We start from the raw sequence: 25,071 nt of genomic DNA, 5'->3' as shown, positions 1-25,071 counted from the left end.
GGTTATTCCTGCCTTGCATCCAGCGCGGTTTCCAGAAGGCGCAGCCGGGACTGCGTGTCCATGGGCTTGCGGGCCACGCAGCAGACGCCTGATTCACGGGCGAGGTCCGGCGTGACCGGGTCTGCCGGGTCGCGGCACAGGGCGACCTGCACCTCGGGGCGGATGCCCAGCAGGGTGCGGGCAAGTTCAAGGCCGTTCATCTGCGGCAGGGAGAAGGCCGTGACCACAAGGTCTATGGTGGCGGCGGATTCCATGAACACCCGCAGGGCCTCTACACTGCCGGAAATGGTATCCATACGGTAGCCCAGCGGTGCCAGAAGGCCGCGCCACTTGCGCAGTTCGCCGGGGTCCGGGTCCACCACCAGAATCCGTTCGCTGCCCAGCCGGGGCGCGGGGCCGAGGGGCTGGCTCTGGTCCACCTCGCGCGCGTGGCAGGGCAGATACAGGCAGAAGGTGGAGCCGAGTCCCTGCTCGGAAAGCACGGTGATGCCGCCGTCATGGGCGCGGGCGATGCCGTGTGCAACGGAAAGGCCCAGTCCCTGTGCCCCTTCCACCGTGGTGAAAAAGGGGTCGAAGATGCGGGCGGCGGTCTGCTCATTCATGCCGCAGCCGGTGTCCTGCACGGTCATACGCACATAATGGCCCGGACTGAGATCCGCGCGGAAGGCGGCCGTGCGTTCGTCCAGTTCCACGTTGCGCAGGCTTACGGTTATGTCGCCGTTGTTGTCCACGGCCCGTACGGCGTTGCTCATGAGGATTTCCAGCACCTGCCGGATGTGGGCGGCGTCTGCCAGAACGGTATCGGGCTGGACCGCAAGGTCTTCGTGCAGGCGCACTCCCTGAGGCAGGGCGGGGCGCAGGTCGTCCAGCGTTTCCGTTATCACCGGGGAAATGGGAATGGGCTGCTTTTCTCCCTCGCGCTGGCGGCTGATGGCCAGAAACTGGTGCATGAGTGAGGTGGCGCGATTGGCGGCGGCGAGCACGGCGTTCAGGTTGCCGTGCGCGGGGTGGTTTTCCGGCACGCGGTACAGGGCTTCTTCTGCGTTGCGCACCAGAGGGGCGAGCAGGGTGCCGAAGTCTGCCGCCATGCCGCCCGCAAGGATGCTCACGGCCTCCAGCCGCTGAGACTGCCGCGTCTGCTCCTCAATGAAGAGACGCTGGAATTCTGCTTCTTTGCGCTGCGTTATGTCTACCAGCGAGCCTTCGTAATAGCGGATGGAGCCTTTTGTGGTGTACACCGCGCGGGCGTTTATGAGTGCCCAGACCAGTCTGCCGTCGCGGCGGCGGAACTGCATTTCAAAGTCGCGCACGCTGCCGTGCGCCCGCAAGGTTTCCAGCATGGAGAGAAAGCGGGGAGCATCCAGCAGGATGCTTGCGCGTTCTTCCGGGAAGCGGCGGAGCATGTCGCCGGGAGAGGCGTACCCGAAAATGCGGGCCAGAGCGGGATTGACCAGCAGAAAGGTGCCCGTGCGCGATTTGCGGAACATGCCCTCTGCAGCGTTGTCAAAAAAGCTGCGGACGTCATGATCCTCACGCGGGGAGAGGCGTGGCGGGGTTTCCTCGCTGTTGTGCTGGTCTTTCATGGCGCGACTCTAGCGTTGGCAGGGTGGCATGGCAAGGCCGGAACAGGGGGCGGGGTTGGTTCCGCTGTGTTCTCCTGCCGGGATGGTTGCAAAAAATGCCGTGCTGCACAGATGCTAACGGATGAACAGCCCCGGTTCCAGCTCGGACATGGCGGGGTCGGTGCAGCGGAGCAGGGCCTCGGTGCCGGGGTTCAGGCGATGGCAGGCCTCGCCCCGGTGGTTTTCGAAGGCGTATGTTCCGGGGGATATTTCCGGCCTGCGCAGGCCGGGGAGCATGAGCTGCACGGGGCGGTCGTCATCCCACGGTGAGCGCACTGCTATGCGCCATGCATCGTCCGCCAGCCGTTCCCGCACCTGCGCCACAATGGGGCGGCGTTCCCCGGCGGGCAGGGGGGGCAGGGAGCGGCGTCTGCCGCCGGGCAGGAAAAAGCCTGTGCCCAGATTGCGCGAGGCCGTGTTCTGCAATTCGTGCAGGTAGAGGTGCGGGCGGAACCTGCCCGCAGCGACATCATTAAGCGCGGTGCGGTAGGTATCTGCCACGTGGGCCACGTATCCGGGGGTTTTCATGCGCCCTTCGATTTTCAGGGAGGCTATGCCCGTGCGCACGAACCACGGCAGATATTTGACGAGGCAGAGATCTTCCGGTGCCCAGAACGCGCTGTACGGCTCCTCGCGGGTTATTTCCCACATGGCGGCCCCGCTGCGGGTTTTTTCTTCCACGGCCAGTGGGGGGATGGCTGTTGCTGTGGGGATGCCCGTTGTTGCCATGCAGGAGCTATGAAGTATGCCCTGTGCGTTCTCCACGGTGTTTCCGGTAGGGAAAGCCCCGGAGTACCCGGAATTGCCGTGCCCGCCATGACTGCTGCAACCGCCTGAGCCGCCTGAGCCGCCCGAATAGCCTGAATTGGCAGCGGAAACCCCGCGGTATTCGAACCGGCAGGGATGGGTGCATTCACCCAGATTGGCGGGGCGTCCGTTCAGCCACGCGGAAAGCAGGCATCGGCCCGACAGGGCAAGGCACATGGCTCCGTGTACGAAGACTTCGAATTCCATATCGGGAAAGGCCCGTACCAGTTGGCGCATGGTGGGGGCGTTCAGTTCGCGGGCAAGGTTGACGCGGGAGATGCCCAGATCGTGCCAGAAGCCCACGGCCTCGCTGTTGGCGGTGTTCGCCTGCGTGCTTAGGTGTACGGGTTTGTGCGGGGCTATGCGCCGGGCCATGCGCAGGACACCGGGGTCTGCGATGATGATGCCGTCTACGGCGGAGTGCGCCAGCATGTCCAGCGTGGCGGCTACATCCGGCAGGTGGGTCTGATGGGGCAGGATGTTCAGCGTGAAATAAATGGACGCGTTGCGGGCGTGGGCCTTGGTGCATGCCTCGGACAGGGCGGCGGCGTTGAAGCCTCCGGTGCCCGCGCGCAGGCTGAGCGATGTGCCGCCAAGGTAGCAGGCGTCTGCCCCGTAGGCGAGGGCGGCGTCCAGCCTGTCCATGTCTCCGGCGGGGCAGAGCAGTTCCGGCAGTTGCGGATGCGCGGGGGCGGAATGGGGCGGGGGCGTATGGGGCATGGAGGTCTTTCCGTTAGTCATCATGGTATGGTGGTGGGTATGGTGGTGGCTATGGCGGTGGGTATGGCAGTGTGTCTGGCGTGATATGCGGGGGCGTATGTTCAGACCGGAAGCCCCTGTGCGCTGCGCAGGGCGTGCAGGTTTTCCAGCACAAAATCCGGGACGTACAGCCCGCCCTTTCCCCTGCCGAGCATAATGTTGGGCTTGACCGCGCCGTGATAGTCCGAACCGCCGGTAAGGGCAAGCCCGTGACGGACGGCAAGGTCCACAGCCTTGCGGGTGGCTCTGCCGTCGTGCTCGCTATGGTATGCTTCTATGGCGTCCAGCCCCAGCGCGGCAAGTTGGGCCACCATCTCTTCCAGCCACGGGTCCGGGTAGCCGTGCAGGAACATGTGGGCAAGCGATACCGTGGCACCTTCTTCCTTGAGCAGGGATATACCCTCTGCCGGGGAGAGCACTTTTTTGGGCACGTGGGCGAGGCCCCGTTCGCCCAGAAACCGGTCGAAGGCTTCCATCATGGAACGCACGTACCCCTTGCGCATGAGCACCTGCGCGATATGCGGGCGGCCCACCGAGCCTTCTCCCGCCATGGCGAGCACCTCCGGGTAGGTGATGCGCATGCCCAGTTCCTGGAGTTTGTCCACGATGTGCGTGTTGCGTGCATCGCGGTGGTTGCGCAGTTCGGTCATGGCGCGCCTGAGCACGGGGGCTTGCGGCGTGACCCACAATCCCAGAATGTGCAGTTCGCCCAGTTCCGTGCGGACGCTGAGTTCGCAGCCGGGAATGACGCGCACGCCGTGCCGTCTGCCGGCTTCCATGGCCTCTTCCACGCCGTCGGTGGTGTCGTGGTCGGTGAGGGCGAGGGTGGTTACGCCTGACCGTGCGGCAAGGGTGATGAGTTCTTCGGGGGAGTCGCTGCCGTCGGAGGCGGTGGAGTGGGTGTGCAGGTCGGTGTAGGTGCGTGTCATGGGTGTTCCCTTGGGTCTGCGCCGTGATGCTCTTTGTTGCCGTGGGGGGAGCCGCTGTTCTTTGGCTGTACGTTGCAGGGTTGGCTCTGTCAAATCCGCCTGACCTGTGCGCAGGGGGGGGAGAAAGGGGAGTCTGCCGTGCGCCCCGTGAATGTTGCAGTTCTTTGCGCCTGCCTTGTCTGTCTGTCTTGCCCCCGGTGCCCCGTTGTTTTTGAATGCCTGCGGAAAGGAGTTTTGCAGCACCCGGGTAAGTGGCCCCTTGAGGAATGGACGCCATGCGCGTATGATGCGGCAGCATCGTCATCCGGCCCTGTGGACCGCGAGGCGGTGGCGGAGTGCGCACCGCACCCGGAACACCGTGCTGCAAGGAGTTTTTTGTGCCCATGAATTCGGATTTGCTGGAAATTTTGGCCTGCCCCAAGTGCCGGGGCGCCATTGCCCCCGTGGTTGCCCCTGAGCGGGACCACGAGGTGGAAGGGCTTGCCTGCGCCGTCTGCGGGGTGGTGTATCCCGTGCGGGAAGGTATTCCCGTGATGCTGGTAGAAGAAGGCGTGCCCGCGGACGGCTGGGCGCGGGGCGTGCGGAGCGTGAAGGAGTAGCGGGCGGGGCGGGCGCAGGGGTTTGCGATGCGTCTTTTCCGTGCAGGAACGGTGCAGGAACGGCACAGGAACGGCAGAGAGCCGAGGAGGAGTGGTCATGGACTTCGGTTCTTTTTATGATTTTCCGCATCTGCTGGACCGCATGATGGGCGAGGTGAGCCAGCCCTATGCGGCGGGCGGCAGGCAGGTGGCCTTTCCGCCCCTGTATATCGGAGAAAGCGACGGGACCGTGGTGGTGCGTGCGCTTATTCCCGGCGCGCGCCTTGAGGACGTGGAGCTGACCCTTACGGACAAGATGCTTGTGCTGAAGGGGGAGCTTAAGCCCGTGCAGGGGAAGTACTACCGGCAGGAGCGGCCTACGGGGCCGTTTCAGCGCGTGGTGCGGGTGAATGTGCCCGTGAGCGCGGAGGATGTGCGCGCCACCATGAAGGACGGCGTGCTGGAGGTGGTTTTGCCCAAAACCTCTGCGGTGCGCCCGCAGGCTATTCGCATTGAGTCGCGCTAGCTGATGGAGTATTGAGAGAATCCATTTTTACAGGCTGGGCAGACATGGCGTGATGCCGGGGGCCAACGTTGTGCCGCTGTGCCGCGTACGGCGTGTGCGCGATGCGGTGCAAAGGCGTTGCGCCATTCATGGCAGGTGCCGTTTTCAGCAGTCTTTCAGGGGGCCATATGCATCAGAACCAGACACCGGAGCGCTGCGGAAAAGCGCCCAGAATACGTCCCGCAGCGGATTTTGTGGAGCGCGAGGACGGCTTCTACCTTTATCTGGACATGCCCGGCGTTTCGCGGGAAGCCCTTTCCGTGCACGTGGAGGATGACGAGCTTTCCATTCAGGGGCGGTCCAATCATGGGCTGTGCAACGGAGAGCGGGTGCACGCCATGGAGTTTGGCGATGTGGAGTACCATGCGCAGTTCGCGCTGACGGACAACATGGATACGCGTCATATAGGCGCACAGCTTGCCAACGGTGTGCTTAGCATCTACATTCCCCGGCGTGAGGCGCAGGAACCGCGCCGCATCCGCATTGAAGTCATATAGGAACATCTTCGTATCTTCATGAAAATTCTTTTTATTTCAGATATACACGGGGCCTTGCCTCGTGCAAGGACCGTTTTTGCCTCTGCCGGGGCGGACACGGCGGATGCCGTGGTTGTGCTGGGCGACGTGCTGTATCACGGCCCGCGTAACCCCCTGCCGGAAGGCTATGATCCCAGAGCCACGGCGGCGTTCATGAATCTGTGGAAGCACAGGATTATCGCCGTGCGCGGCAACTGCGACAGCGAGGTGGACCAGACCCTGCTGGAGTTTCCTGCACGGAGCGATTTTTCGTGGCTGTTCGTGGACGGGCACAGGCTGTTTTTGACCCACGGGCACCTGTGGCACGAAGACAACATGCCGCCCCTGAATGGCGGTGACGTGCTGGTGTACGGGCATACCCACGTGCCGCAGGCGCGTGAGCGCGGCGGGGTGGGGATATGGAATCCCGGCTCGTGCTCGCTGCCCAAGGAGGGCAACGAACCCTCGTACGGGCTGTATGAGGACGGGGTGTTTCGCGTGCTGACGCTGGATGGCGAAGTGGTGCTGGAGCGCGGCCTGCCAAAAGCGGGAACCGCCTGATTATCGGGTGCGGGCATGACAGGAATTTCTGCGGATGTTGACGGCGAAAGCCGTTCCGGCGGCGGCGCAAGTGGTGCCGCCGCTTCTCTTGCGGCGCGGTTGCGAGAACCCCTGACCATACGGGGGCGGCAACTGGAAAGCCGCCTGTGCCTTGCGCCCATGGCGGGGCTGGGACACGCGGCCTTCCGCGAGGTGGCCGGCCGGTTCGGGGGCTGGGGGTTGCAGTTTACGGGCATGTGCAGCGCCCGTGCCGTGCCTACGGAAAAGCCGTCTGTTTCTCCCGTGTTCAGCTGGCGGCAGGAGGAGCTTGGCACGCTGGTTTGTCAGATTTTCGGGGCGGACCCTGACGATATGGCGCTGGCGGCCGAGCGGATTCAGGCGGAAGGGTTCTGGGGAGTGGACCTGAATATGGGGTGCTCTGTGGCTCCCATTGTCTACAAGGGCTGCGGGGCTGACCTGCTGCGCGACCCGGAGCGGGCCTGCCGCATGGTGGAGAAGGTGCGCGCCGCAGTGGATATTCCCGTGACCGTGAAGCTGCGTACCGGCTGGCAGCCTGACCCGGCACCCGCCGTGGCTTTTGCCCGGATGCTGGAGCAGGCGGGGGCGGACGCGCTGACCTTTCACCCGCGCGTAGCCCCGGACAGGCGCAGCAGGCCGCCGCTGATGGACCACATACGTCTGGTGAAGGAGGCCGTGACCGTGCCTGTTTTTGGCAACGGCAACGTGTTTACCGTGGACGATTGCCGGAAGATGCTGGACGAAACCGGCTGCGACGGTGTGGCGCTGGGGCGCATGGGTATTGCCCGCCCGTGGGTCTTCGCGGAGTGGACGCGCGGGTTTGTTCCCACACCGGAGACATATCGCGAAACCTTGTTCGATTTTTTTGAGGCGCTGGAACGGTGGAATATACCCACCCGCGCCATTAAGCTGTATAAGAAGTTCGCTCTGTATTACGCGGCGAACTTTACGTATGGCAACCGCCTGTTCGGCAGGCTGATAGCCGGTGAGACCATGGAGCGCATGCGGGAAAACGCCGAGCGCGAATTTGCCGTGGTGCCGGACATCTCTCCCCGTCCCAACATGCTCATGTTTACCATGTAGCGCTGTGGTGCGCCCAGATGCCGCAGGAGCTGCGGCAGAGTGCCACCCGCACCTTGGCAGCTACGCGGGATGCTTTGTGTTGAAGGCGTGCTGCAGTTCGGCAGCGGCCCTGGGCAGGCTTTCGGGTTGCAGGAGGGGGATTGTGAGCATTACTGCCGTGGCCACATGGTGTCCGATGAGGGGGCCTGTAGGCTCTTCAAAGACCGGTTTGTTCACCTTGATGAAGACAAGTTCATCTTCCCGCTGCCCCCTTGCGAGCATGCGCGCTGTAAGGTCAGCCACGGCGGCTGCTTCTTCTTCGGGACTTTCTTCCGTTACCGGCAGTTCGTTCATGTATCCCACCACCTCCCGGCCCTGAAAAAATTCCGGGCGGGTATCCGCCTCTGCGGCGGTTACACCGGACGGCAGAGGGCTGGTGCGCGGTATGAAATAAGGTGTGTATTCCCCTTTGCCGGAGATATCAGCCGCCACTTGGGCTTCGCGGTGCGCCCGTGCCTGTGCGGCGTAATATTCAATGGAAGGTGCCTTGTCTGTTCCCGCCGTTGCTGCCTGCTGTTCAGAAAGGGAGGTTGCCGTGCCGTTGGGCTTTTCATCAAACAGCGCGGCAAACGTTTCCTTGGCCGCGGGAGTTGCGGACGTGTTCTTCCGGGACGTTTTCCAGTAGTTGGGGGTTGTAATAAGGGTAATGCTCATGACGCTGCTCCAATATCGTTGTATGTATATGGGCCTGCGTCAAATAAGCAAAATGCATTCCGGGGCAGTATTTGCCGGGTGCGGGTATGGTTGAGGGGGGGGGCATGCAGCAGCAGGTGGAAGAAGGCCAACGAAAAAGGCTCCGGCATGCGCCGGAGCCTTTCACTTTTTCCGTGGTGCCCAAGAGAGGACTCGAACCTCCATGAGGGAACCCTCACTAGACCCTGAACCTAGCGTGTCTACCAATTCCACCACTTGGGCACGGAAGGGCAGTTTGGCGGAATGCTCCGCCTTGTGCCGAGGTGCTTTCTTAGCGAAATGACACGACCTTGGCAAGCAGATTTTTATGAGAGCGCGTTGTGTGCAGTTTCACAAATTGAGCGGGTGGGCACGCCGTTTTTGAACGCCTGCCCTGCGTTTTGTCGTGAGGTGCATAGCCGCATTGCCGGATGCGGTGTAAACACGAGTTTGCACCGCAATGCCGTGTTTGCGGGCTGATAAGCGTGGTCTGGTGATGTAGTCGCATTATTTTAGCGGGTTATCGAGATTGCGCCTCTTGGCACATGGTTTGTAGTAGGCGGGGTGTTCCAAATCGGGGCTGGATGGGTGTGCGGCGTGTGGTTGCCACATGCATGCGGTCCGGCCATCCAGATTGCTTGTATTTTTCAAATACCGTTTCGAAGGAGGAGATGACATCCATGTCTCAGCAAGAATCCAGTGTAGTAGTCGATAAGGCCCAGTCTTCCTGGTCCGACCTGTGGACCAAGGAAGACTACTGGGCCATCTGGCTCGGCTTCTTCCTCATTGCCCTGTCGTTTTTCCTGTATTTCAACTTTACCCCCGTGGGCGAGTTCAAGGAAAAGATTGCCAAGAGCAACGCCATAATGGAAACGGAGGCCGCCCGTGCGCCCTTTAAGACCATTGAATGGCATCAGGCCAAGGATGCCAAGGGCAAGCTGAAGTCCACCGACAGCGCCATAGGCAAGTTCTTCAGCAAGTGGACCGCCAAGCCCGGTTCCTGGAAGGAAAACCCGGTTGACGCGTTCTATATGTCGCAGGAGCGCGCCGACGCTATGAACGCGAAGGCTATGCCCAAGTTTGAGGACGCCAAGGCCAAGGCCGCCAACTCCTTTGTGCTGGCGCAGGCCGCACAGGCCGCTGCTGCGGATGCCGGCTTCCAGGACGCCACACTGAACGATGAGGCCGGCAAGAAGATTGGCGAATGGCGCGCAGCCCAGAAGGCTGAAGGCGATGCCAAGAAAAAGACTGCGCACAAGCCCTACAACCGCTTCCTTACGCTGATCATCTTTTGCGGCGTGCTGGCCCTGTTCTTCAGCGTGGGCATAAAGTTCATGGGCAAGGACACCCCCGGGTTCATGAAGGGCTTCGCCATGGTGTATCTGGTGGCAGTGCTCGCCTACATGATGGGTGGTCAGTCTGTTGCCAAGCAGTACGGGATTGGCGCGGAAGCGTGGGGCATCATCATCGGTATGCTCATTGCCAACACCGTGGGTACCCCCAATTTTGCCAAGAAGGCCCTTGAGGTTGAATACTTCATCAAGACCGGCCTTGTGTTGCTGGGTGGCGAAGTGCTCTTCAACAAGATTATCGCCATCGGCGTGCCCGGCATCTTTGTGGCATGGGTTGTTACCCCCGTCGTGCTGGTGTCTACCTTCATCTTCGGCCAGAAGGTGCTGAAGATGCCCTCCAAGACCCTGAACATCGTCATCTCCGCCGACATGTCTGTGTGCGGTACCTCTTCCGCCATTGCCACGGCAGCCGCCTGCCGCGCCAAGAAGGAAGAACTGACGCTGGCAATCGGCCTTTCTCTGGTGTTCACCGCCATTATGATGATCGCCATGCCCGCCTTTATCAAGGCTGTGGGCATTCCGGAAATTCTGGGCGGCGCATGGATGGGCGGTACCATTGACGCCACCGGCGCAGTGGCTGCTGCAGGCGCGTTCCTCGGCGAAAAGGCTCTGTACGTTGCTGCAACCATCAAGATGATCCAGAACGTGCTTATCGGTGTTACCGCCTTCGGCGTGGCCGTGTACTGGTGCACCAAGGTGGAGTGCGAAGCGGGCAAGTCTGTGGGCTGGATGGAAATCTGGCACCGCTTCCCCAAGTTCGTCATCGGCTTCATGTCCGCATCCATCATCTTCTCAGTTATCGACGGCTCGCTTGGAGCGGACCTTGGTGCGGCTGCCGTTGACCACGGCGTGGTGCGCGGCGGTACCCGTATCTTCCGCGACTGGTTCTTTGCTCTCTCCTTCGCGGCCATTGGTCTTGCCACCAACTTCCGCGAACTGGCTCACTACTTCAAGGGCGGCAAGCCGCTGGTGTTGTATGCCTGCGGTCAGAGCTTCAACCTTGCTTTGACCTTGACCATGGCCTACATCATGTTCTATCTGGTGTTCCCCGAGATCACCGCAAAGATCTAGTAGCGCCTCTCTGAACTGACGGGGGAGGCTACGGCCTCCCCCTTTTTTATCGGTACCGGAAGGGTGCCGCCAGACGGGGGATAGACAGATGAATACACCGACACGTGCAGCCCGCATGAAACGCTTTGTTCTGGGGATAGGGGCACTGCTGCTTTTCTCCAACGTGCTTCTTCCTGCCCTTACCCGCTCCTGTGACAAGCTTGAGTACATGGCCGCTGTGCTGGACGATAACCAGATTGACGCCAGTGCCTACTACTATAGTGATCTTGAAGTGGTGAGCGACGCCAACCGAGAAACCAGCAACACCATCCGCTTTATGCCCACGGGGCCGGGGGGCGCAGCCTCCGGGAAATAGGCCCAGGGCCGTTTCTTGTGACCGGCATTCTGCGCTCGGTGCAAGGCCGCATTCCGGTAAGTGCGGATGACGTTTTTCCCGAAGGTTCCGTATGCATTTTCCCCGCCCATTCACGCTTCAGGCCAAATTTCTCAGCGGCCTCTCCGTAGCCACCCTGCTTATGGGGGTCTGCTTTGCCGGGGGCTTTTATCTGCACATGCGCACCGTGCTTGAAGAAGAAGTGCGCGATAAAGCCCGGCTTATCTTCCTGCAGGTGGATTCCATACAGCGCTATGTGCGGTCCAATCTGCGGCCGCGCATGTACGGCGTGGTGCCCGACCAATTTATCATAGAGGCCATGAGTTCCTCCTACATCTCTCGCGAGATTATGGACGGCATGCGCAACGTGGAAGGCCAGCTGTACCGCCGGGTGGCCATCTCTGCCCGTAATCCCGACTACGAAGCCAATACGCTGGAACGCGAGCTCATTGACTATTTTCGCGCCAACGAGGACGCAGGGCTGTGGCAGGGATACCGGGATGTGGACGGGGCCGAATTCTATATCATGGCACGGCCCGTGGTGTTTACCGAGGAGTGCATGTACTGCCACGGACACCCCGAGACCGCCCCGCAGGAAATTATAAATACCTACGGCAACCGCGGATTCGACCATGTGGTGAACACCATAGGGGGAGTGGATCTGGTGGGGCTTTCCGTTACCAACGGGGTGGCGCGGCTGCAGCGTACCATTTTTGGGTATTTCGGCTTTTTCGCCCTTGCCGCTATGGTCTTTTTTTCCGTGACCAACCTGCTTTTCAAGGTGCTGGTGGTGAAGAACATAAAGCGGCTCTCCACCATGTTCCGGGACAACCTTGAAGTGACCGGGGGCACGGAGCTGCTGAACAAGCTGGTTGAGCGGGACGAGATTGAGGAACTGGAAGCGGGCATGCAGGAGCTGAACAGCCATCTGCTGGAAGCGCGCAGGCAACTAGAAGGGTATGCGGACCGACTGCGCGATATGGTGGAGGAACGCACGGGCGACCTGATGCACGAGGCGCAGGAACGCAGGGCAGACGTGGAGCTGTTTGTGCGGCTTTTGGCGGACATGCGTTCCAGCAATTCACGCGCGGACCTGTGGCGGCTCACCCTGCCGGAAATAGGCAGGCGTTTCCGGGCTTCCAGCGTTTCGTATGTCTGCACCTTTTCCTCGCAGCGGCATTTTTCATGGCCTGACGAGGCGGAAAGGCCCCGGCTGCCCGATAACTGGGTGGACCTGCTCACGGACAGCCGCACCTGTCTGGACGAGGACAGCGCGTTCATACCTGTGGAGTCCAGCGAAGGCACGGCAGAGGGCATGCTCTGCATCCACTGGGCGGACCGGCGGGTTGCGAAGCGGCAGGACCACGACCTGTTGCAGGCTTTGGGGCGGCAGCTCGGCATGGCGGCGGAGAACCTGACCGCACTGGACAACCTGACGCGGCAGAAGGCTACGTTGCAGTCCATTGTGGAAGGCATTTCCGACCCGCTGGTGCTCATGGATTCCATTTACGGGCTGATTATGGCGAATCAGGCGGCGCGTGACCTTGCCAGCGAACTTTCCGGCGGCGTGGTGACGGACGGCGCGCTGCTTCCCCTGTTCGGCTGCACAGGCGGCAAGGGGGACTGCCACATGGCTGCCGCGTTGCAAAGCGGCAGAACCCACGTGGAGAACGTGACGCTGGAGGGGGGCAGAAGCTTTGCCCTGAACATGTATCCCATTGTTTCTCCGGCGCCGCCTGATGATGCGGGCGGCAGGCCCAACGGAGGCGGACGCATCGTTGTGTACGCCCGCGAGACCACGCGTGAGAAGCGTATGCTGGCACGGGTGCAGCAGAGCGAGAAGATGATAACCGTGGGCAAGCTTGCCGCCGGTCTGGCCCATGAGATTAACAACCCGCTGGGTGTGATTTTGTGCTATGCGGAACTGCTGCGCCAGAATATGGCGGAAGAACAGCAGCTGCAGGACGTGGATGTGATTCTGCGGCATACGCGGCAGGCACAGCGCGTGCTCACGGACCTGCTCAATTTTGCACGGCCCAAGCCTTCTTCCGATGCCACATGTGATGCGGGACGCGTGGCTGCTGGCATTGCAGAGGTATTTTCCGTGCAGGCTTCCAAGAAGGGCATTACCCTGTTGACGGATGCCACGCCCGGAACAGCCATTGTGGCCATGGCGGAGAGCAAGCTGGAACAGGTGCTCTCCAACCTTGTGCTGAATGCGCTGGATGCCGTGCCGGAATCCGGCGGGCAGGTCTTTATGGGACTGCATGCCAGAAACGGCATGGCGCATGTGGTGGTCAAGGACAACGGGCCCGGTGTTCTGGGCGACGACATGGGGCGGATTTTTGACCCGTTTTTCACCACCAAGGCTCCGGGGGCGGGCACGGGGCTTGGTTTGACCATTGTCTACGGCATAGTGGCCGAGGCGGGCGGAGCCATTGACGTGGGCAACGACCCTGTTCTGGGCGGCGCACGGTTTGAGGTGCGTCTGCCGCTGGTACGCGGGGACCAGTGATTTTGCGCGAGGAGCGGATATGTCTGTAGCTGTTGCGGAAGGCCAGAGAATAAGCCTTGGCATGCTCATAGTGGACGATGAGAAGGATTTTGCCCGTGGTCTGGCCCGGCTCATTACCGGCCGGTTCAAAGACCTGCGGGTGGAAATGGCCCACAGCGGCGCGCAGGCCCTTGCCATGCTGCAGGGGGGCGGTTTTCACATTATGATGACCGACCTGCGCATGCCGGAGATGACGGGCATGGAGCTGCTCACCAATGCGCTGAAGCTGCAGCCGGATATTTCCATGGTCATGCTGACCGCCCACGGAACCATAGAGACGGCGGTGCAGGCACTCAAGGCGGGCGCGTATGATTTTCTGACCAAGCCCATTGAGCCGGACCAGCTTTTTCATATTGTCCGCAAAGGGATGGAGCGGGCCACGCTGCTTGTGGAAAACAAGCGGCTGCGCCAGATGGTGGACAGCGGTTCCACGGGTGAACTGGTGGGGGAGTCGTCCGTTATGCAGCGTCTGCGCTATGTGGTGCAGGCGGTGGCGGGGTCTGACTACACGGTGCTGGTGCGCGGCGAATCGGGCACGGGCAAGGAACTGGTGGCCCGGCTTATCCACCGCATGAGCAACAGGGCGGAGATGCCGTTCATGGCTGTGAACTGCCCGGCCATACCGGAGCACCTGCTGGAGAGCGAGCTGTTCGGCCATATGAAGGGGGCCTTTACCGGAGCCGATCAGGACCGCAAGGGGCTGTTTGCCTCTGCGGACAGGGGCACCCTGCTGCTGGACGAAATCGGTGATATTTCCGCCAGCATACAGATAAAGCTGCTGCGCGTGCTGCAGGACGGCGAGATACGCCCCGTGGGGTCCAACACCTCCATCTCTGTGAGCACGCGGGTGGTGGCTTCTACCAATCAGGATCTGGAAGCCCGCATCGCGGACAAGACGTTTCGTGAAGATTTGTACTACCGTCTGAACGTGCTCTCGGTTTCCGTGCCGCCCCTGCGGGAGCGCACCGAGGACATTCCGCTGCTTGTGCACCATTTTCTGCGACTTGCCTGCCGGGACATGGGGGTTGCGGAAAAGTCCGTGACGCCGGAGGTGCTGGATTATCTGACCGCGAAGCCGTGGCACGGCAACGTGCGTGAACTGCAAAGCTACGTGCGCAGGCTGGTGGTGTTCTGCGTGGGCGACACGGTGGACATGGGGCTGGTGTACCATGTGGAACAGGGGGCGCAGCCCTCGTTTGTGTCGTCTGCGGGCGGGCGGGCATCTGTTGCGGGCGGGATGGGGCCGTATAAGGAAGCCAAGGGCAGGGTGACGGACGAGTTTACCAAGAATTACGTGCGTGACCTGCTTGCCTCCACGGGGGGCAACATATCGGAGGCGGCGCGTGTATCCGGTCTTTCGCGCGTGGCGTTGCAGAAGATTCTGGCCCGGCTGGACATAGACGCTTCCAGCTTTCGATGAACCTGCCGGGGACTCTTTGACGGGTTCCCGTTTCTTTTTCCCGCAAACCGTGTAGACTGAACAGGTCAGCAATTGTTTCGGTTTTACGGAACCGCATAGACGCCGAAGTCACCTTTGGGGGCAAAAATGAAGCTGCCGTGTTCGCCCGGGACTCCTCAGTGCTCCGAGCCCATATTCACCGCGAGGCAACCTGTCTTTGACAGGGAGCAGGGTGTGTGGGGCTATGAGTTGTTCTTCCGGCACAGTGCCGATGCGGGCAGGGCGGAGTTTGACGATGCCGGGGTTGCCTCTGCGCGGGTCATTGCTGACGGTTATGGCCTTATGCGCGACAGTATTCCGCAGGATGCACGCATTTTTGTGAATATTCCTGTGGGACTGCTGCAGGGCGCTGCTGTTCTGGCATTGTCGCCGGAACGGTGCATCGCGGAGATAGGGCAGGTGCGGGAGGTGACAGCCGAACTGCTGGACGCCCTGCGCGCCATGAAGGACGTCGGGTATATGCTCGCGCTGGATGACTATGCGGGGCAGCCGCATCTTGCGCCGCTGCTGGAAGTGGTGGATTTGGTCAAGGTGGACGTGCTGACCGTGCCGCCGAGCGACCTTTTTCCGCTGGTGGGGGAGCTTAAGAAGTTGCCCCTGCAATTGCTGGCGGAAAAGGTGGAGAGCAAAAAGACCTATGCGCTGTGCCGGAATATGGGTTTTGCGCTGTTTCAGGGATTTTACTTCGGCAAGCCGGAGCTGTTTGCCGGCCGCAAGGTCTCTTCCGCCCAGATGGTCAAGCTGGAGATTTTGAAGGAACTGCACAGCGCGTATGATGTGCAGCGTCTTGCAGACCTCATCAAGCAGGATGTTTCGCTCAGCTACAGGCTGCTGCGCTATGTGAACTCCGCCGCCATGGGGCTGCGTTCCTCCGTGCGGGCGCTTGATCAGGCGCTGGTGGTGCTGGGGGAGCGGATGGTGCGTCAATGGCTCATGGTGGTGCTGCTGGCGGACCTGAACCCTTCTCCGGGGGCGCAGGAGGTTTCGTTTTGGTCTGTGCAGCGGGCGCGGTTTCTCTACCGCATGGCGGAAGAGGGGGTTCTGGGTACCTACGGGCCGGAGACCATGTTTCTCATCGGCCTGTTTTCCCGGCTTGATTACCTGCTGGGCAAGCCTATGGCGGAGTTGGTGACGGAGTTGCCGCTGGACGGCTTCATCAAGGAAGCTTACTGCGGCAAAAAGAACTTTGTGCGCGACGTGCTGGATTTTTTGAGCGCACTGGAGGATGCCCGGTGGGACACCTCTGCCACGTCCGCCAACTGGCTGGGCATTCCCATGCGGCGTGCAGCCGAGCTGCGTAACGAGGCCGTGCTGTGGACGGCGGCGGTGCTGGACGATGCTGATGATGCACGGCCGGACGGGACCAACTGAAGCGGGCCGGGCGGAAAATAGCTGCCCTGCCATGGCGTGAGACGGTACGGGGCCGCGCCCTGCCGTTCTGCGGTGAGGCAGGAAAGTTATTTCCCGCGGGCTACAGGGTGACGGCTACGGCGGCTATGTCGTCGTGCGTTTTGAAGCGGGGGTAGCGCAGGCATTGCGGGTCGCCGCATTCCGCATGGCGTACGGCGGCATGGAGCCCGTGCAGCCCCTGCCGGCTGACCAAGGCGGCAAGTGCACTGAAATCCGGTGCATCCTGAGGGGATTCCGCAGGCAGGTGCAGACCGTCCGTAAAGGTGAGCACGTGACGTACGCCGTGCAGCGGAACCGTGCCCCAATGCAGAAAGTCCTGTGCCCGGTCATCGCCGTTCAGCACTCCGTAGGTTCTGTTCATGCCCTGCCGCACGGCGCAGATATGGTCATGCAGCGCAATGCGCAGGTTGCGCACACCCTGTTCCGCCAGAGTCCGCCACCGGCAGAGGGTTTCCCTGTCGTGGTTGTGGTAGGGGGCGGGCAGGAAGCAGCCCTTGTCCGTGATGCACAGGATGAGGCTGTCGCCTATCTGGACATACTCCAGCACATCTTCCCTTACGCGGAAGGCCGCCATGCTTGCGGACCAGACCCGCAAAGGATCGCCCGTATCCACCCCGTGTTGCCGCATGGCAGCGCCCACGGCACGGTTTGCCCGCATTGCCAGTTGATTCAGCGGCATATCTGCATACCGCGCGTCCGCGAAGACACTGCGGGCCGTGTTGGCGGCCCACCACGCGCCGGAAGCCCCCTTGTACATATTCCCGCACAGGCAGGAAGCGCCGTCGAAAACGGCATAAAGAGGGGATGCGCAGAGCAGGGCATCTTCGTTGCAGTGGCCGGAACCTTGTTCGTAGACGGAATGCACGTTTCTGCCACGTGCGGGGGCAGATTCGGCAGACACTCCGGGATGAGCCGCTTCCGCAGGGCACAGGAAATCCGGCGCCTGAGGTGCGTAGGGGCTGCCTGAGGATGCGGCTGGCGGGACCGGCTGCGATGCGTGGGCGTGAAGGCATGACATGCGCAGAGCATAGCCGGGGAACGGCTGATTGTCTCATCGCAAATATTGATGAAACAATGCTTGTGGTATTTGCCTGATCTATTTCATGGGACAGGCTGGCGGATGTGCATGTACCTTGCCGACAGAGTGTTGCACGGAGATGGAGGCAGGGGACAAAAGTGTAGTTTTACCATCATGTTGACGGCATCTCTGACCCGTGCGATGGTGCTGGTCGTGTATTCAACCCGACACAGAGCAATGCGCAGGACACCTTGCATGGCGGAGGATTTGTGGCACGCATTATCCTGATGGGCATTCTTGCAGCCTTATTTTTCAGTTCCACCTTTGTGCTCAACCGCGCCATGAGTCTGGATGGCGGCCACTGGGTGTGGACCGCTGCCCTGCGCTACGCGTGGATGCTGGCACTGCTCTGTCTGTGGTTGGGAGTGACGGGACGCGGTGCGCTGGGTCTGGCCGCCCTTGGGCTGTACCGCAGGCATTTTGTGTTCTGGACCGTGGCGGGGAGCGTGGGATTTGGCGTGTTTTACGCGCTTATCAGCTTCAGCGCCAGCTATGCTCCCGGCTGGGTGGTGGCGGCAACGTGGCAGATGACCATACTGGCCACGCCTGTGGTGCTGCTGCTGTTCGGACGGCGGGTGCCGCTGCGGGCACTAGGGTTCACGCTGCTGGTTTTTGCCGGGGTGCTGCTCATTAACCTTGAGCAGGCGGGCACGCTGCCCGCAGGGGATGTGCTGCTGGGCGCGCTGCCCGTGCTGGTGGCGGCGTTTGCGTATCCCTTTGGCAACCAGATGGTCTGGGAGGCGCGTGAGGCCGGGGTGCGTGCGGACGCCCGTGCTGCGGCGGGCAAGGGCCCGGCGGAAGAGATTTCTGCCCGGACGGGTATGGGGGGGATTGTGCGTCGCTGTATTCCTGCCCTGAGCCATCCCGCCATGGACGATGCCATGTGCCGCGTGCTGCTGCTCACGCTGGGGTCGCTGCCCCTGTGGGTGGTGCTGGCGGTCTGGTTTGCGCCGCCTGCGCCTTCCGGCGGGCAGGTGCTCATGACGCTGCTGGTGGCTGTTTTTTCCGGCGTTGCTGCTACAAGCCTGTTTCTCAGTGCGCGTCATGCCGCCAAAACCCCTGCGGACCTTGCGGCGGCGGATTGCACGCAGTCTATGGAGGTGGTTTTTTCTCTTGCGGGAGAGGCGTTGCTGCTGGGAGGCGCGCTGCCCCACTCCATGGGATGGGCGGGCATGGCTCTGACCCTGCTGGGGCTGGTGCTGTATCTGCGTGTGCAGAACGCGGGGTGAGACACGGGCCTTTTATGCGGCGCGGATATGCCTGCGGCTGCGCGACCACGCCTTTTCCATAATACTTTCATGTGCCGAGTGCGCAGAAACGGATGCTCCCCCGCATAGGCTGACTATGCGGGGGAGTGTTTGTTGTGCGGCAGCCTGCCCGGTCAGGGTATGTCAGGCCCTGTCGGGGCTATATCGGGCCATGTCGGGGCTATATCGGGCCATGCCTGGCTGTATTGTTTGGTATTGTCTGGTTCCATCCAGTATCAGGCTCCGGCGGGGCGTTGCAGCTTTTCCGGTGACAGGGAGGGGGGAAGCGGCGGCAGCAGTGCGCCGGACAGTTCGGAGAGCGCTGCCGGGGCGAATTCCGTGTGGATGTTGGACGGGGCAAAGGATTCCAGCACGCCGTCCGCCATGATGAAGGCCCGGTCGCAGAAGCGGCGTACCAGACGCAGGTCGTGGGTGACGAAGAGGTAGGCTGTGTCGTGTTCACGGCGCAGGTCTTCCAGCAGGTCCAGAATGCGCGCCTGCACCAGCATGTCGAGGCTGCTTACCGCCTCGTCCAGCACGATGACGCGGGGACGCGGGGCAAGGGCGCGGGCAATGCACACCCGCTGCAACTGCCCGCCGCTGAACCTGCCGGGCAGTTTGCCTGCATCGTCCGGCGAGAGGCCCACCTGTTCCAGCAGTTCCGCCACCCGTTGCCGGAGCGCGGTGCCTGACAGGCGGTCGAAATTGCGCAGGGGTTCTGCGATGATCTCTCCCGCCGTGAGGCGGGGATTGCAGGAGCCGATGGCGTCCTGAAACACCACCTGCACGGCGCGCCGTACATCCGGCGGCAGAGTGCGCATGCCCGTGGTTTCGCGGCCCATGATGCGCACGGTGCCGGAGTCGGGCGATTCCAGCCCCAGCATGATGCGGCCCAGCGTGCTTTTGCCTGAACCGCTGCGGCCTACCAGCCCGAGGCTTTCGCCTTGGCGCAGGTCCAGATCAATGCCGCGCAGCACATGCAGCCATTCCGCCTTGCCGAAAAATCCGCCACGGCGGTAGGTTCTGTGTATATCGCGCAGTTCTATGACATTCATGGCATATTCTCCGTGGCTTCAGTTGCGGCCCTGCAGGGCGAAATCCAGCCCCGCCAGACGCAGGTGCGTGCCGATGAGTTCCTGCGTGTAAGGGTGCCGGGGGGCACTGAACAGGTCTGTCACGCTGCCCTGTTCCACAAGGACGCCGTGGCGCATGACGGCCACATCGTCCGCAAGGCGCGCGATGACGCCGAGGTCGTGCGTGACCAGCAGCATGCCCATGGAGCAGCGTTCCTTGAGGCAGGCGAGCAGATCAAGGACTTTGGCCTGCGCCACGGTATCGAGGTCGGTGGTGGGCTCGTCCGCAATGAGGAAGGGGGCTTCCAGCACCAGCGCAAGGGCGATCATGACGCGCTGCAGCATGCCGCCGCTCATCTGGAAGGGATAGAGGTCCAGCACGCCGCGCGGTTCCGGGAATCCTACCTCTGTGAGGACGCTTTCCAGACGGGTGTCCGAGATATCCTTGCCCAGTCCGTGGGCGGTGAGGGTTTCCCGGAAATGGGTGCGTATGGTGAAGACGGGGTCGAAGCAGCTCATGGGGTTTTGCAGGATCATGGCGATGCGCCGCCCCCGGATGCGGTGCATGGGGGTGGCTTCGGTTATGACTGTGCCGTCTATGGTGACGGTGCCCTGCGCGGAAAGCCCCTTGGGCAGCAGCCCCAGAGCCGCAAGGCAGGTGAGGGACTTGCCGCTGCCGCTCTCGCCCACCAGACCGAGAACGCGGCCCTTGGCGGCGCTGAAGGTGACATTGGAAACGAGTTCCTTGGCGGCGGTGCGTACGTGCAGGTTCTGCACGGTGAGGAAGGCATCGCGGCAGAAGGTGGTGCAGGCGTTCTGAACGCCTGTTGACGTAGCGGGTGGCGACGTCTGCGGGGGAGCCTGAGGGGGGCGTGTCTGTTGGCTCATCGCGCGGAATCCTCCTGCAGTGCCGGGTCGAGGGCGTCGCGCATGGCATCGCCCAGAAGATTGAAGGCCATGACCGTGAGGAATATCATCATGCCCGGAAGGAAGATGAGTTCCGGTCTGGACCAGATGTATTGGCGGGCATCGTTGATCATCACACCCCATTCAGGGGTGGGCGGGGTGATGCCCAGCCCGAGGAACGAAAGCCCGGACACATGCAGCAGCATATGGCCTATGTCCAGCGTGCACAGGATGAGCAGCTGCGCGGAGACGGGCGGCAGGATGTGGCGTTGCAGGATGCGCAGCCTGGTTGTGCCCGCCACACGGGCCGCCAGCACGTATTCCCGCGTTTTCAGCGAGAGCACCATGCTGCGGATGATGCGCGCGTACCACGCCCAGTGTGTGAGGGCCACGGCGAGGATGACGTTGGTCATGCCTGTGCCCAGCACACCGATGAGGAACATGGCGAGGATGAAGGTGGGGAAGGTGAGGAACACATCGCAGAACCGCATGAGGGCCGTGTCTACCGCGCCTCCGGCATAGCCTGCGGTGGCGCCCACCACGAAGCCGAGCACCAGCACGATGCCCAGAATGGCTCCCACGGAGCTTACGGAGACACGCGTGCCGTGGACCAGACGCGAAAAGACATCGCGTCCCAGATGGTCGCAGCCGAGCAGGTGTTCTGAACTGGGCGGGGCGAACTTGCGTTCCAGTACCACTTCGGTGGGGTCCATGGGGGCTATGGCGGGGGCGAAGGCGGCCGTGACGGCTATGCCCAGCACCATGAGCACGGAAAGGGCCACCACGCCGCGACGCAGCGCGGTGCGCAGGGTGTTCATAGTCATGCTCATTGTCTGGTGCCTCCTTCCAGCCTGATGCGCGGGTCAAGCCATGCGTAGAGAATATCCACGCACAGGTTCATGAGGACGAAGATGGTGGTCATGATGAGGATGAAGCACTGCATGACGGGAAAGTCCCGGTTATAGATGGCGGAGACTGCGTAGCGCCCCACGCCGGGCCATGAGAAGATGGATTCTGCCACCACCGCGCCGCCGAAGAGTTCGCCCACGTGCATGCCTACGGCGGTGATGACCGGGATGAGGGAATTGACCAGCACGTGGCGGCCCACCACCACCCGCTCGGGCAGCCCGCGCGCACGGGCGTAAAGCACGTAGCGGGCGTGCATGTTATCCAGCATGTTGCCGCGTATGAGGCGGGTGTTTATGGCCAGCGACATGAGCGACATGGTGACGGCAGGCATGAGCATGTGGCTCATGGTGCCCATGCCCATGGGGGGCAGCCACTTGAGGTGGATGGAGAACAGCCACACCAGCAGGAAGCCGAGCCAGAAGCTGGGCATGGAAACGCCGGTGAAGGCAAGCACGCGGGTGACGTGGTCCGGCAGCCTGTCTTTGTACAGGGCGGACCAGATACCCAGCGGCAGACTGATCGCGAGGGTGAGCAGCAGCGAGAAACCGGCCAGCTTGAGGGTGTTTGGCAGGTAGTAGAGTATCTCGCCCAGTACCGGGTTGCCTGTTACGTACGAGCGGCCGAAATCCAGCGTGAGTGCCTTGCCGAGCCATGCCGCGTATTGCACGGGCAGGGGCTGGTCCAGCCCCAGTGCTGTGCGGGCCACGGCGAGTGCTTCGTCCGTGGGCGGGATGTTGGAAAGCCGCAGGTAGGACATGGCCGGGTCCCCCTCGCCGAGCCGCAGGATCAGGAAGACCACTACGGACACGGCGAGGAGGATGGGAATGAGCAACAGAAGTCGTTTTACTATGTATTTGAGCATGGCTCCGCCGTTATTGCCTGCCTATGGAATCGAAGGGCATTTCGTACTTGGTGGGGCCGAAGTCCACACCGGTGAGGTCCGGGCGGTGGACGTAGATGTTGGTCATGTAGGACAGGGGCAGGTAGACCGCCTGTTCGTGCAGGGTGGTGATGATGTAGCGGTAGAGTTCGCTCCGCTTATCCTCATCCACGCTCACCAGCACTTCGCCGATGGCGCGGTCTATTTCTTCCTTCATGGGCAGGCCCAGCTGTGCCTGATAGTCTGCATGGGAGGGCACGCGCATGCCGCTGCAGAAGGAATGCGGATCATACGGGGCACCCCACGTATCGCCGAAGATCATGCCGAATTCGCCTGTGCGCTGGCGGGTGTAGAAGGAATCGGCCTCTTCACCCACAAGGCGGACCTTCATGCCAAGACGTTTGAGGTCGCCCTGCACAGCCTCTGCCACGGTTTTCTGCAGGCTGTCGTTACCCACGAAGCACAGGTCCAGCGCGAGTTCCTTGCCGTCTTTCATGCGGTATTCGGAACCTGCCACGGTCTTCCAGCCTGCGGCTTCCAGTCCGGCCTTTGCCTTTTCCAGATCGTGGGTGAAGGGGGCGAGGCCGAGGTCGCAGTAGGGCATGTTGGGGGAGAAGAGAGTGTCTGCCTGCGGTTCCACACCGAGGAAGATATGCTTGACGATGGCGGCCTTGTTCACGCCGTGCAGGATGGCTGTGCGCACGGCAAGGTCATCGGTGGGAAAACGCTTGGAGTTGAGGGCAAAGTTGCGGGTGGCCAGCGGCTTGGACACATCGGTTTTCAGGCCGGGCATTTCTGCATAACGGCGGAAGGTATCCAGACCTATCTGGCCCGCGCCGTGACCGCCTGCGCCGTAGATGAGGTCGATGACGCCGGTGTCAAAGGCGACTGCGCGGCCGTCGGAATCGGGGATAACCTTAACGACCAGCCGTTTGAACTTGGGTTTTTCTCCCCAGTAGTTTTCGTTGGCCTCGAAGATGTCGTGCTCGCCCCTGCGGATTTCTACCAGCTTCCACGGTCCGGTGCCCACGGGAGCCTTTATGCTCTTGCCGGTGTCGCCGTCATCGGGGAAGGCGGAAGGGGAAAGGAAGCGCATGGGACGGATGAGGCACAGTTCCTGAAGCGCGGGATAATAGGAGTTTTTCAGCGTAAGGCGGAAGGTGTGCGCATCCACAACCTCTGTCTTGTCAATCTGGGCGATGAATTCCAGCCAGTCGTGGCTTTCGGCGTTGCGCAGAACGGCATCGAAGTTCTTTTTCACCGCATCGGCGTCAAAGGGGGTGCCGTCTGAGAAGGTGACGTTTTTACGCAGGGCGAAGGTGTAAACCTTGCCGTCCGGAGAAATTTCCCACGATTCGGCCAGCCACGGCTGCACGGTGCCGTCTTTGCCGTAGCGCACCAGCGGTTCGTACACCAGCGCCTGCGCAAACATCTGGCTGGGAGAGTACAGATGCGGGTTGAGCGGCCCTACGTTGGACGCCCACGAGTAGGTGAGGGTGTCTTTGTCGGCTGCATGGGCAGACTGGACGGACAGGACGGGGAGCAGCATGGCGCAAGCCAGCAGTGTGGCGAATGCCAGACGAAACAGTGTTCTCATGGTGGCACCTCAGTTTGAAATAGTGGGAGAACGTGCTATTATTTTAAAAAGCATGTTACTCATACAAAGGGGGAAGCAGACTGTCAATAAGCCTTGATATTGGTTGAGCATTCAGGGATGAGCATCCGGAAGGGCACCCGGAATGGTCCGAATGATCGGAGTGCCCGGGATGATCGGAATGATCGGAGCGCCCGGAAGGGGCGGACGGAACATGTGGCGGGGCCAACGCCGCGCCCTGTGCACTGGCTAAGGAAAGACGCACGCGGCTGCGTAGGCGGGCTGCGGTGTCGTATTGTTTTGTTGTCCTTTTTTGCTCAGGATGTAATTCGGTTGACACGGGTGCCACGGGAGTTACTATCTAAAAATAGGGTATGAATACGTGCTTTGCGGCACCCCGGCCCGCGCGTCTGGCGAACCATTGCCGGTGCGGCGGGAGTGAACCCCCATTATGCAAACGGAGAGAGCAATGAAAAGAATACCGACCGTTCTCGTTATGGCCCTGTTGGCTCTGTCGCTGCTTGCGACCGGGTGTTACAACAGGAGCGGCAACGTCTACTCGCCCGGACAGGCGCGGGTGGAACACACGGTGGTGTACGGCAAGATTACGGATGTGCGGAGTGTGACCATGCAGGCTGAGCAGTCCGGACTGGGCGCGCTTGGCGGAGCGGTGGTGGGTGGCGTGATAGGCAGCACCATGGGGCGCAGTTCCGGCAAGACCCTTGCTGTGCTTGGCGGTGCTGTGCTTGGCGGTGCAGCCGGTGCGGCAACGGAACATGCCGTGGGTAACAAGGAAGCACTTGAGCTGACCGTGGAACAGGATGACGGCAAGATTGTGACCGTGGTGCAGGAAGCGGGCGGCGAATTTTTTGCCGTGGGCGACCGGGTGCGCGTGCTGCGCGCCAGCGACGGTTCGGCGCGCGTGCGTCATTAACCGCTGACGGACCGTTTACTGCAAGCACTCTGTTGTGTTGCTTCGAAATGTTCAGAGCTGCACGTATGCCTGCATACGCTTCA

General features: G+C 61.8%; 22 protein-coding genes and 1 tRNA gene. 12 read left to right on the top strand and 11 right to left on the bottom strand.

The features are described 5' to 3' along the window. Nucleotides 1-2: 2 nt before the first annotated feature. The 3 genes from HUV26_RS07230 to HUV26_RS07220 all read right to left on the bottom strand — a co-directional run bounded on the left by HUV26_RS07230 (nucleotide 3) and on the right by HUV26_RS07220 (nucleotide 4,117). Nucleotides 3-1,583, bottom strand: coding sequence for an ATP-binding protein (locus tag HUV26_RS07230; protein ID WP_174409443.1), 1,581 nt, complete (start codon nucleotides 1,581-1,583; stop codon nucleotides 3-5). A 114-nt stretch (nucleotides 1,584-1,697) separates the two neighbouring features. Further along, nucleotides 1,698-3,149, bottom strand: a complete 1,452-nt coding sequence (locus HUV26_RS07225; RefSeq protein ID WP_174409442.1) for a peptidase U32 family protein — start codon at nucleotides 3,147-3,149, stop codon at nucleotides 1,698-1,700. Between the two features lie 101 nt (nucleotides 3,150-3,250). After that, nucleotides 3,251-4,117 (bottom strand): PHP domain-containing protein, encoded by an 867-nt coding sequence (locus HUV26_RS07220; RefSeq protein WP_174409441.1) that lies wholly within the window; start codon nucleotides 4,115-4,117, stop codon nucleotides 3,251-3,253. 377 nt (nucleotides 4,118-4,494) lie between these two features. On the opposite strand from HUV26_RS07220, the gene HUV26_RS07215 reads away from it, so the two are divergent. The 5 genes from HUV26_RS07215 to HUV26_RS07195 all read left to right on the top strand — a co-directional run bounded on the left by HUV26_RS07215 (nucleotide 4,495) and on the right by HUV26_RS07195 (nucleotide 7,437). Then, nucleotides 4,495-4,716: a Trm112 family protein gene (locus HUV26_RS07215; protein WP_174409440.1), complete on the top strand. Its 222-nt coding sequence runs from the start codon at nucleotides 4,495-4,497 to the stop codon at nucleotides 4,714-4,716. 97 nt (nucleotides 4,717-4,813) lie between these two features. Beyond that, nucleotides 4,814-5,221, top strand: a complete 408-nt coding sequence (locus tag HUV26_RS07210; RefSeq protein WP_308483152.1) for an Hsp20/alpha crystallin family protein — start codon at nucleotides 4,814-4,816, stop codon at nucleotides 5,219-5,221. A gap of 167 nt (nucleotides 5,222-5,388) precedes the next feature. Continuing rightward, on the top strand, nucleotides 5,389-5,757 hold the full coding sequence (locus HUV26_RS07205; protein ID WP_174409438.1) for an Hsp20/alpha crystallin family protein: 369 nt from the start codon (nucleotides 5,389-5,391) through the stop codon (nucleotides 5,755-5,757). Between the two features lie 18 nt (nucleotides 5,758-5,775). Next, complete coding sequence (gene yfcE / locus HUV26_RS07200) at nucleotides 5,776-6,336, top strand: phosphodiesterase (RefSeq protein ID WP_174409437.1); 561 nt, start codon at nucleotides 5,776-5,778, stop codon at nucleotides 6,334-6,336. A 15-nt stretch (nucleotides 6,337-6,351) separates the two neighbouring features. Next, on the top strand, nucleotides 6,352-7,437 hold the full coding sequence (locus tag HUV26_RS07195) for a tRNA dihydrouridine synthase (protein ID WP_174409436.1): 1,086 nt from the start codon (nucleotides 6,352-6,354) through the stop codon (nucleotides 7,435-7,437). A 60-nt stretch (nucleotides 7,438-7,497) separates the two neighbouring features. On the opposite strand, the gene HUV26_RS07190 is transcribed toward HUV26_RS07195, so the two are convergent. Both HUV26_RS07190 and HUV26_RS07185 read right to left on the bottom strand, forming a co-directional pair. After that, complete coding sequence (locus HUV26_RS07190; protein WP_174409435.1) at nucleotides 7,498-8,130, bottom strand: hypothetical protein; 633 nt, start codon at nucleotides 8,128-8,130, stop codon at nucleotides 7,498-7,500. Nucleotides 8,131-8,304: 174 nt separating this feature from the next. Continuing rightward, nucleotides 8,305-8,391: transfer RNA gene (locus HUV26_RS07185), tRNA-Leu, on the bottom strand. Between the two features lie 437 nt (nucleotides 8,392-8,828). Between HUV26_RS07185 and HUV26_RS07180 the strand changes: the two genes are divergently transcribed. The 5 genes from HUV26_RS07180 (at nucleotide 8,829) to HUV26_RS07160 (ending at nucleotide 16,328) form a co-directional block, all read left to right on the top strand. Then, nucleotides 8,829-10,571, top strand: coding sequence for a YeiH family protein (locus tag HUV26_RS07180; RefSeq protein ID WP_174409434.1), 1,743 nt, complete (start codon nucleotides 8,829-8,831; stop codon nucleotides 10,569-10,571). An 88-nt stretch (nucleotides 10,572-10,659) separates the two neighbouring features. Next, nucleotides 10,660-10,926 (top strand): hypothetical protein, encoded by a 267-nt coding sequence (locus HUV26_RS07175; RefSeq protein WP_174409433.1) that lies wholly within the window; start codon nucleotides 10,660-10,662, stop codon nucleotides 10,924-10,926. Nucleotides 10,927-11,017: 91 nt separating this feature from the next. Then, complete coding sequence (locus HUV26_RS07170; protein WP_174409432.1) at nucleotides 11,018-13,459, top strand: ATP-binding protein; 2,442 nt, start codon at nucleotides 11,018-11,020, stop codon at nucleotides 13,457-13,459. Between the two features lie 19 nt (nucleotides 13,460-13,478). Beyond that, entirely contained in the window at nucleotides 13,479-14,918 is a 1,440-nt protein-coding gene (locus HUV26_RS07165) for a sigma-54-dependent transcriptional regulator (protein WP_174409431.1), read from the top strand. Nucleotides 14,919-15,131: 213 nt separating this feature from the next. Continuing rightward, nucleotides 15,132-16,328: an EAL and HDOD domain-containing protein gene (locus HUV26_RS07160; RefSeq protein WP_174409430.1), complete on the top strand. Its 1,197-nt coding sequence runs from the start codon at nucleotides 15,132-15,134 to the stop codon at nucleotides 16,326-16,328. Between the two features lie 100 nt (nucleotides 16,329-16,428). On the opposite strand, the gene HUV26_RS07155 is transcribed toward HUV26_RS07160, so the two are convergent. Then, nucleotides 16,429-17,268, bottom strand: coding sequence for a protein phosphatase 2C domain-containing protein (locus HUV26_RS07155; RefSeq protein ID WP_174409429.1), 840 nt, complete (start codon nucleotides 17,266-17,268; stop codon nucleotides 16,429-16,431). A gap of 386 nt (nucleotides 17,269-17,654) precedes the next feature. On the opposite strand from HUV26_RS07155, the gene HUV26_RS07150 reads away from it, so the two are divergent. Then, the gene (locus HUV26_RS07150) at nucleotides 17,655-18,674 is read left to right on the top strand and encodes a DMT family transporter (RefSeq protein ID WP_174409428.1); all 1,020 of its coding nucleotides are present in this window, start codon (nucleotides 17,655-17,657) and stop codon (nucleotides 18,672-18,674) included. Nucleotides 18,675-18,928: 254 nt separating this feature from the next. Here HUV26_RS07150 and HUV26_RS07145 read toward each other — a convergent pair whose 3' ends face one another. Genes HUV26_RS07145 through nikA form a run of 5 tightly spaced genes read right to left on the bottom strand, consistent with a single transcriptional unit; the run spans nucleotide 18,929 to nucleotide 24,057 of the window. Beyond that, nucleotides 18,929-19,747: an ABC transporter ATP-binding protein gene (locus tag HUV26_RS07145; RefSeq protein ID WP_174409427.1), complete on the bottom strand. Its 819-nt coding sequence runs from the start codon at nucleotides 19,745-19,747 to the stop codon at nucleotides 18,929-18,931. An 18-nt stretch (nucleotides 19,748-19,765) separates the two neighbouring features. Next, entirely contained in the window at nucleotides 19,766-20,653 is an 888-nt protein-coding gene (locus HUV26_RS07140; protein WP_174409426.1) for an ABC transporter ATP-binding protein, read from the bottom strand. Then, a complete protein-coding gene (gene nikC / locus HUV26_RS07135; RefSeq protein WP_243451300.1) occupies nucleotides 20,650-21,501 on the bottom strand; it encodes a nickel ABC transporter permease subunit NikC in 852 nt (283 codons plus the stop codon). The genes HUV26_RS07140 and nikC overlap by 4 nt, the downstream gene beginning before the upstream one ends. Further along, a complete protein-coding gene (gene nikB, locus HUV26_RS07130; protein WP_174409425.1) occupies nucleotides 21,498-22,442 on the bottom strand; it encodes a nickel ABC transporter permease subunit NikB in 945 nt (314 codons plus the stop codon). Before nikB ends, nikC begins: the two co-directional genes overlap by 4 nt. Before the next feature lie 10 nt (nucleotides 22,443-22,452). Beyond that, on the bottom strand, nucleotides 22,453-24,057 hold the full coding sequence (gene nikA, locus HUV26_RS07125) for a nickel ABC transporter substrate-binding protein (protein WP_174409424.1): 1,605 nt from the start codon (nucleotides 24,055-24,057) through the stop codon (nucleotides 22,453-22,455). Between the two features lie 466 nt (nucleotides 24,058-24,523). Here nikA and HUV26_RS07120 point away from each other — a divergent pair, with 466 nt between their 5' ends. Further along, a complete protein-coding gene (locus tag HUV26_RS07120) occupies nucleotides 24,524-24,988 on the top strand; it encodes an outer membrane lipoprotein (protein WP_174409423.1) in 465 nt (154 codons plus the stop codon). The last annotated feature ends 83 nt before the right edge of the window (nucleotides 24,989-25,071 follow it).

Origin of the sequence: Desulfovibrio psychrotolerans (assembly GCF_013340305.1) — a bacterium.
In the GTDB taxonomy this organism is placed as follows: Bacteria; Desulfobacterota; Desulfovibrionia; order Desulfovibrionales; family Desulfovibrionaceae; genus Halodesulfovibrio; species Halodesulfovibrio psychrotolerans.
This window is presented reverse-complemented; position numbering and strand designations above follow the sequence as displayed.

Bases quoted from the DNA above. Each gene is read 5' to 3' on its own strand.
- HUV26_RS07195 (WP_174409436.1), top strand. From the start codon at position 6,352: ATGACAGGAATTTCTGCGGATGTTGACGGCGAAAGCCGTTCCGGCGGC.
- HUV26_RS07190 (WP_174409435.1), bottom strand. From the start codon at position 8,130: ATGAGCATTACCCTTATTACAACCCCCAACTACTGGAAAACGTCCCGG.
- HUV26_RS07205 (WP_174409438.1), top strand. From the start codon at position 5,389: ATGCATCAGAACCAGACACCGGAGCGCTGCGGAAAAGCGCCCAGAATA.
- HUV26_RS07180 (WP_174409434.1), top strand. From the start codon at position 8,829: ATGTCTCAGCAAGAATCCAGTGTAGTAGTCGATAAGGCCCAGTCTTCC.
- HUV26_RS07140 (WP_174409426.1), bottom strand. From the start codon at position 20,653: ATGAGCCAACAGACACGCCCCCCTCAGGCTCCCCCGCAGACGTCGCCA.
- HUV26_RS07145 (WP_174409427.1), bottom strand. From the start codon at position 19,747: ATGAATGTCATAGAACTGCGCGATATACACAGAACCTACCGCCGTGGC.
- HUV26_RS07210 (WP_308483152.1), top strand. From the start codon at position 4,814: ATGGACTTCGGTTCTTTTTATGATTTTCCGCATCTGCTGGACCGCATG.
- nikA (WP_174409424.1), bottom strand. From the start codon at position 24,057: ATGAGAACACTGTTTCGTCTGGCATTCGCCACACTGCTGGCTTGCGCC.
- yfcE (WP_174409437.1), top strand. From the start codon at position 5,776: ATGAAAATTCTTTTTATTTCAGATATACACGGGGCCTTGCCTCGTGCA.
- HUV26_RS07225 (WP_174409442.1), bottom strand. From the start codon at position 3,149: ATGCCCCATACGCCCCCGCCCCATTCCGCCCCCGCGCATCCGCAACTG.
- HUV26_RS07165 (WP_174409431.1), top strand. From the start codon at position 13,479: ATGTCTGTAGCTGTTGCGGAAGGCCAGAGAATAAGCCTTGGCATGCTC.
- HUV26_RS07170 (WP_174409432.1), top strand. From the start codon at position 11,018: ATGCATTTTCCCCGCCCATTCACGCTTCAGGCCAAATTTCTCAGCGGC.
- HUV26_RS07175 (WP_174409433.1), top strand. From the start codon at position 10,660: ATGAATACACCGACACGTGCAGCCCGCATGAAACGCTTTGTTCTGGGG.
- nikC (WP_243451300.1), bottom strand. From the start codon at position 21,501: ATGAGCATGACTATGAACACCCTGCGCACCGCGCTGCGTCGCGGCGTG.
- HUV26_RS07230 (WP_174409443.1), bottom strand. From the start codon at position 1,583: ATGAAAGACCAGCACAACAGCGAGGAAACCCCGCCACGCCTCTCCCCG.
- HUV26_RS07120 (WP_174409423.1), top strand. From the start codon at position 24,524: ATGAAAAGAATACCGACCGTTCTCGTTATGGCCCTGTTGGCTCTGTCG.
- HUV26_RS07220 (WP_174409441.1), bottom strand. From the start codon at position 4,117: ATGACACGCACCTACACCGACCTGCACACCCACTCCACCGCCTCCGAC.
- nikB (WP_174409425.1), bottom strand. From the start codon at position 22,442: ATGCTCAAATACATAGTAAAACGACTTCTGTTGCTCATTCCCATCCTC.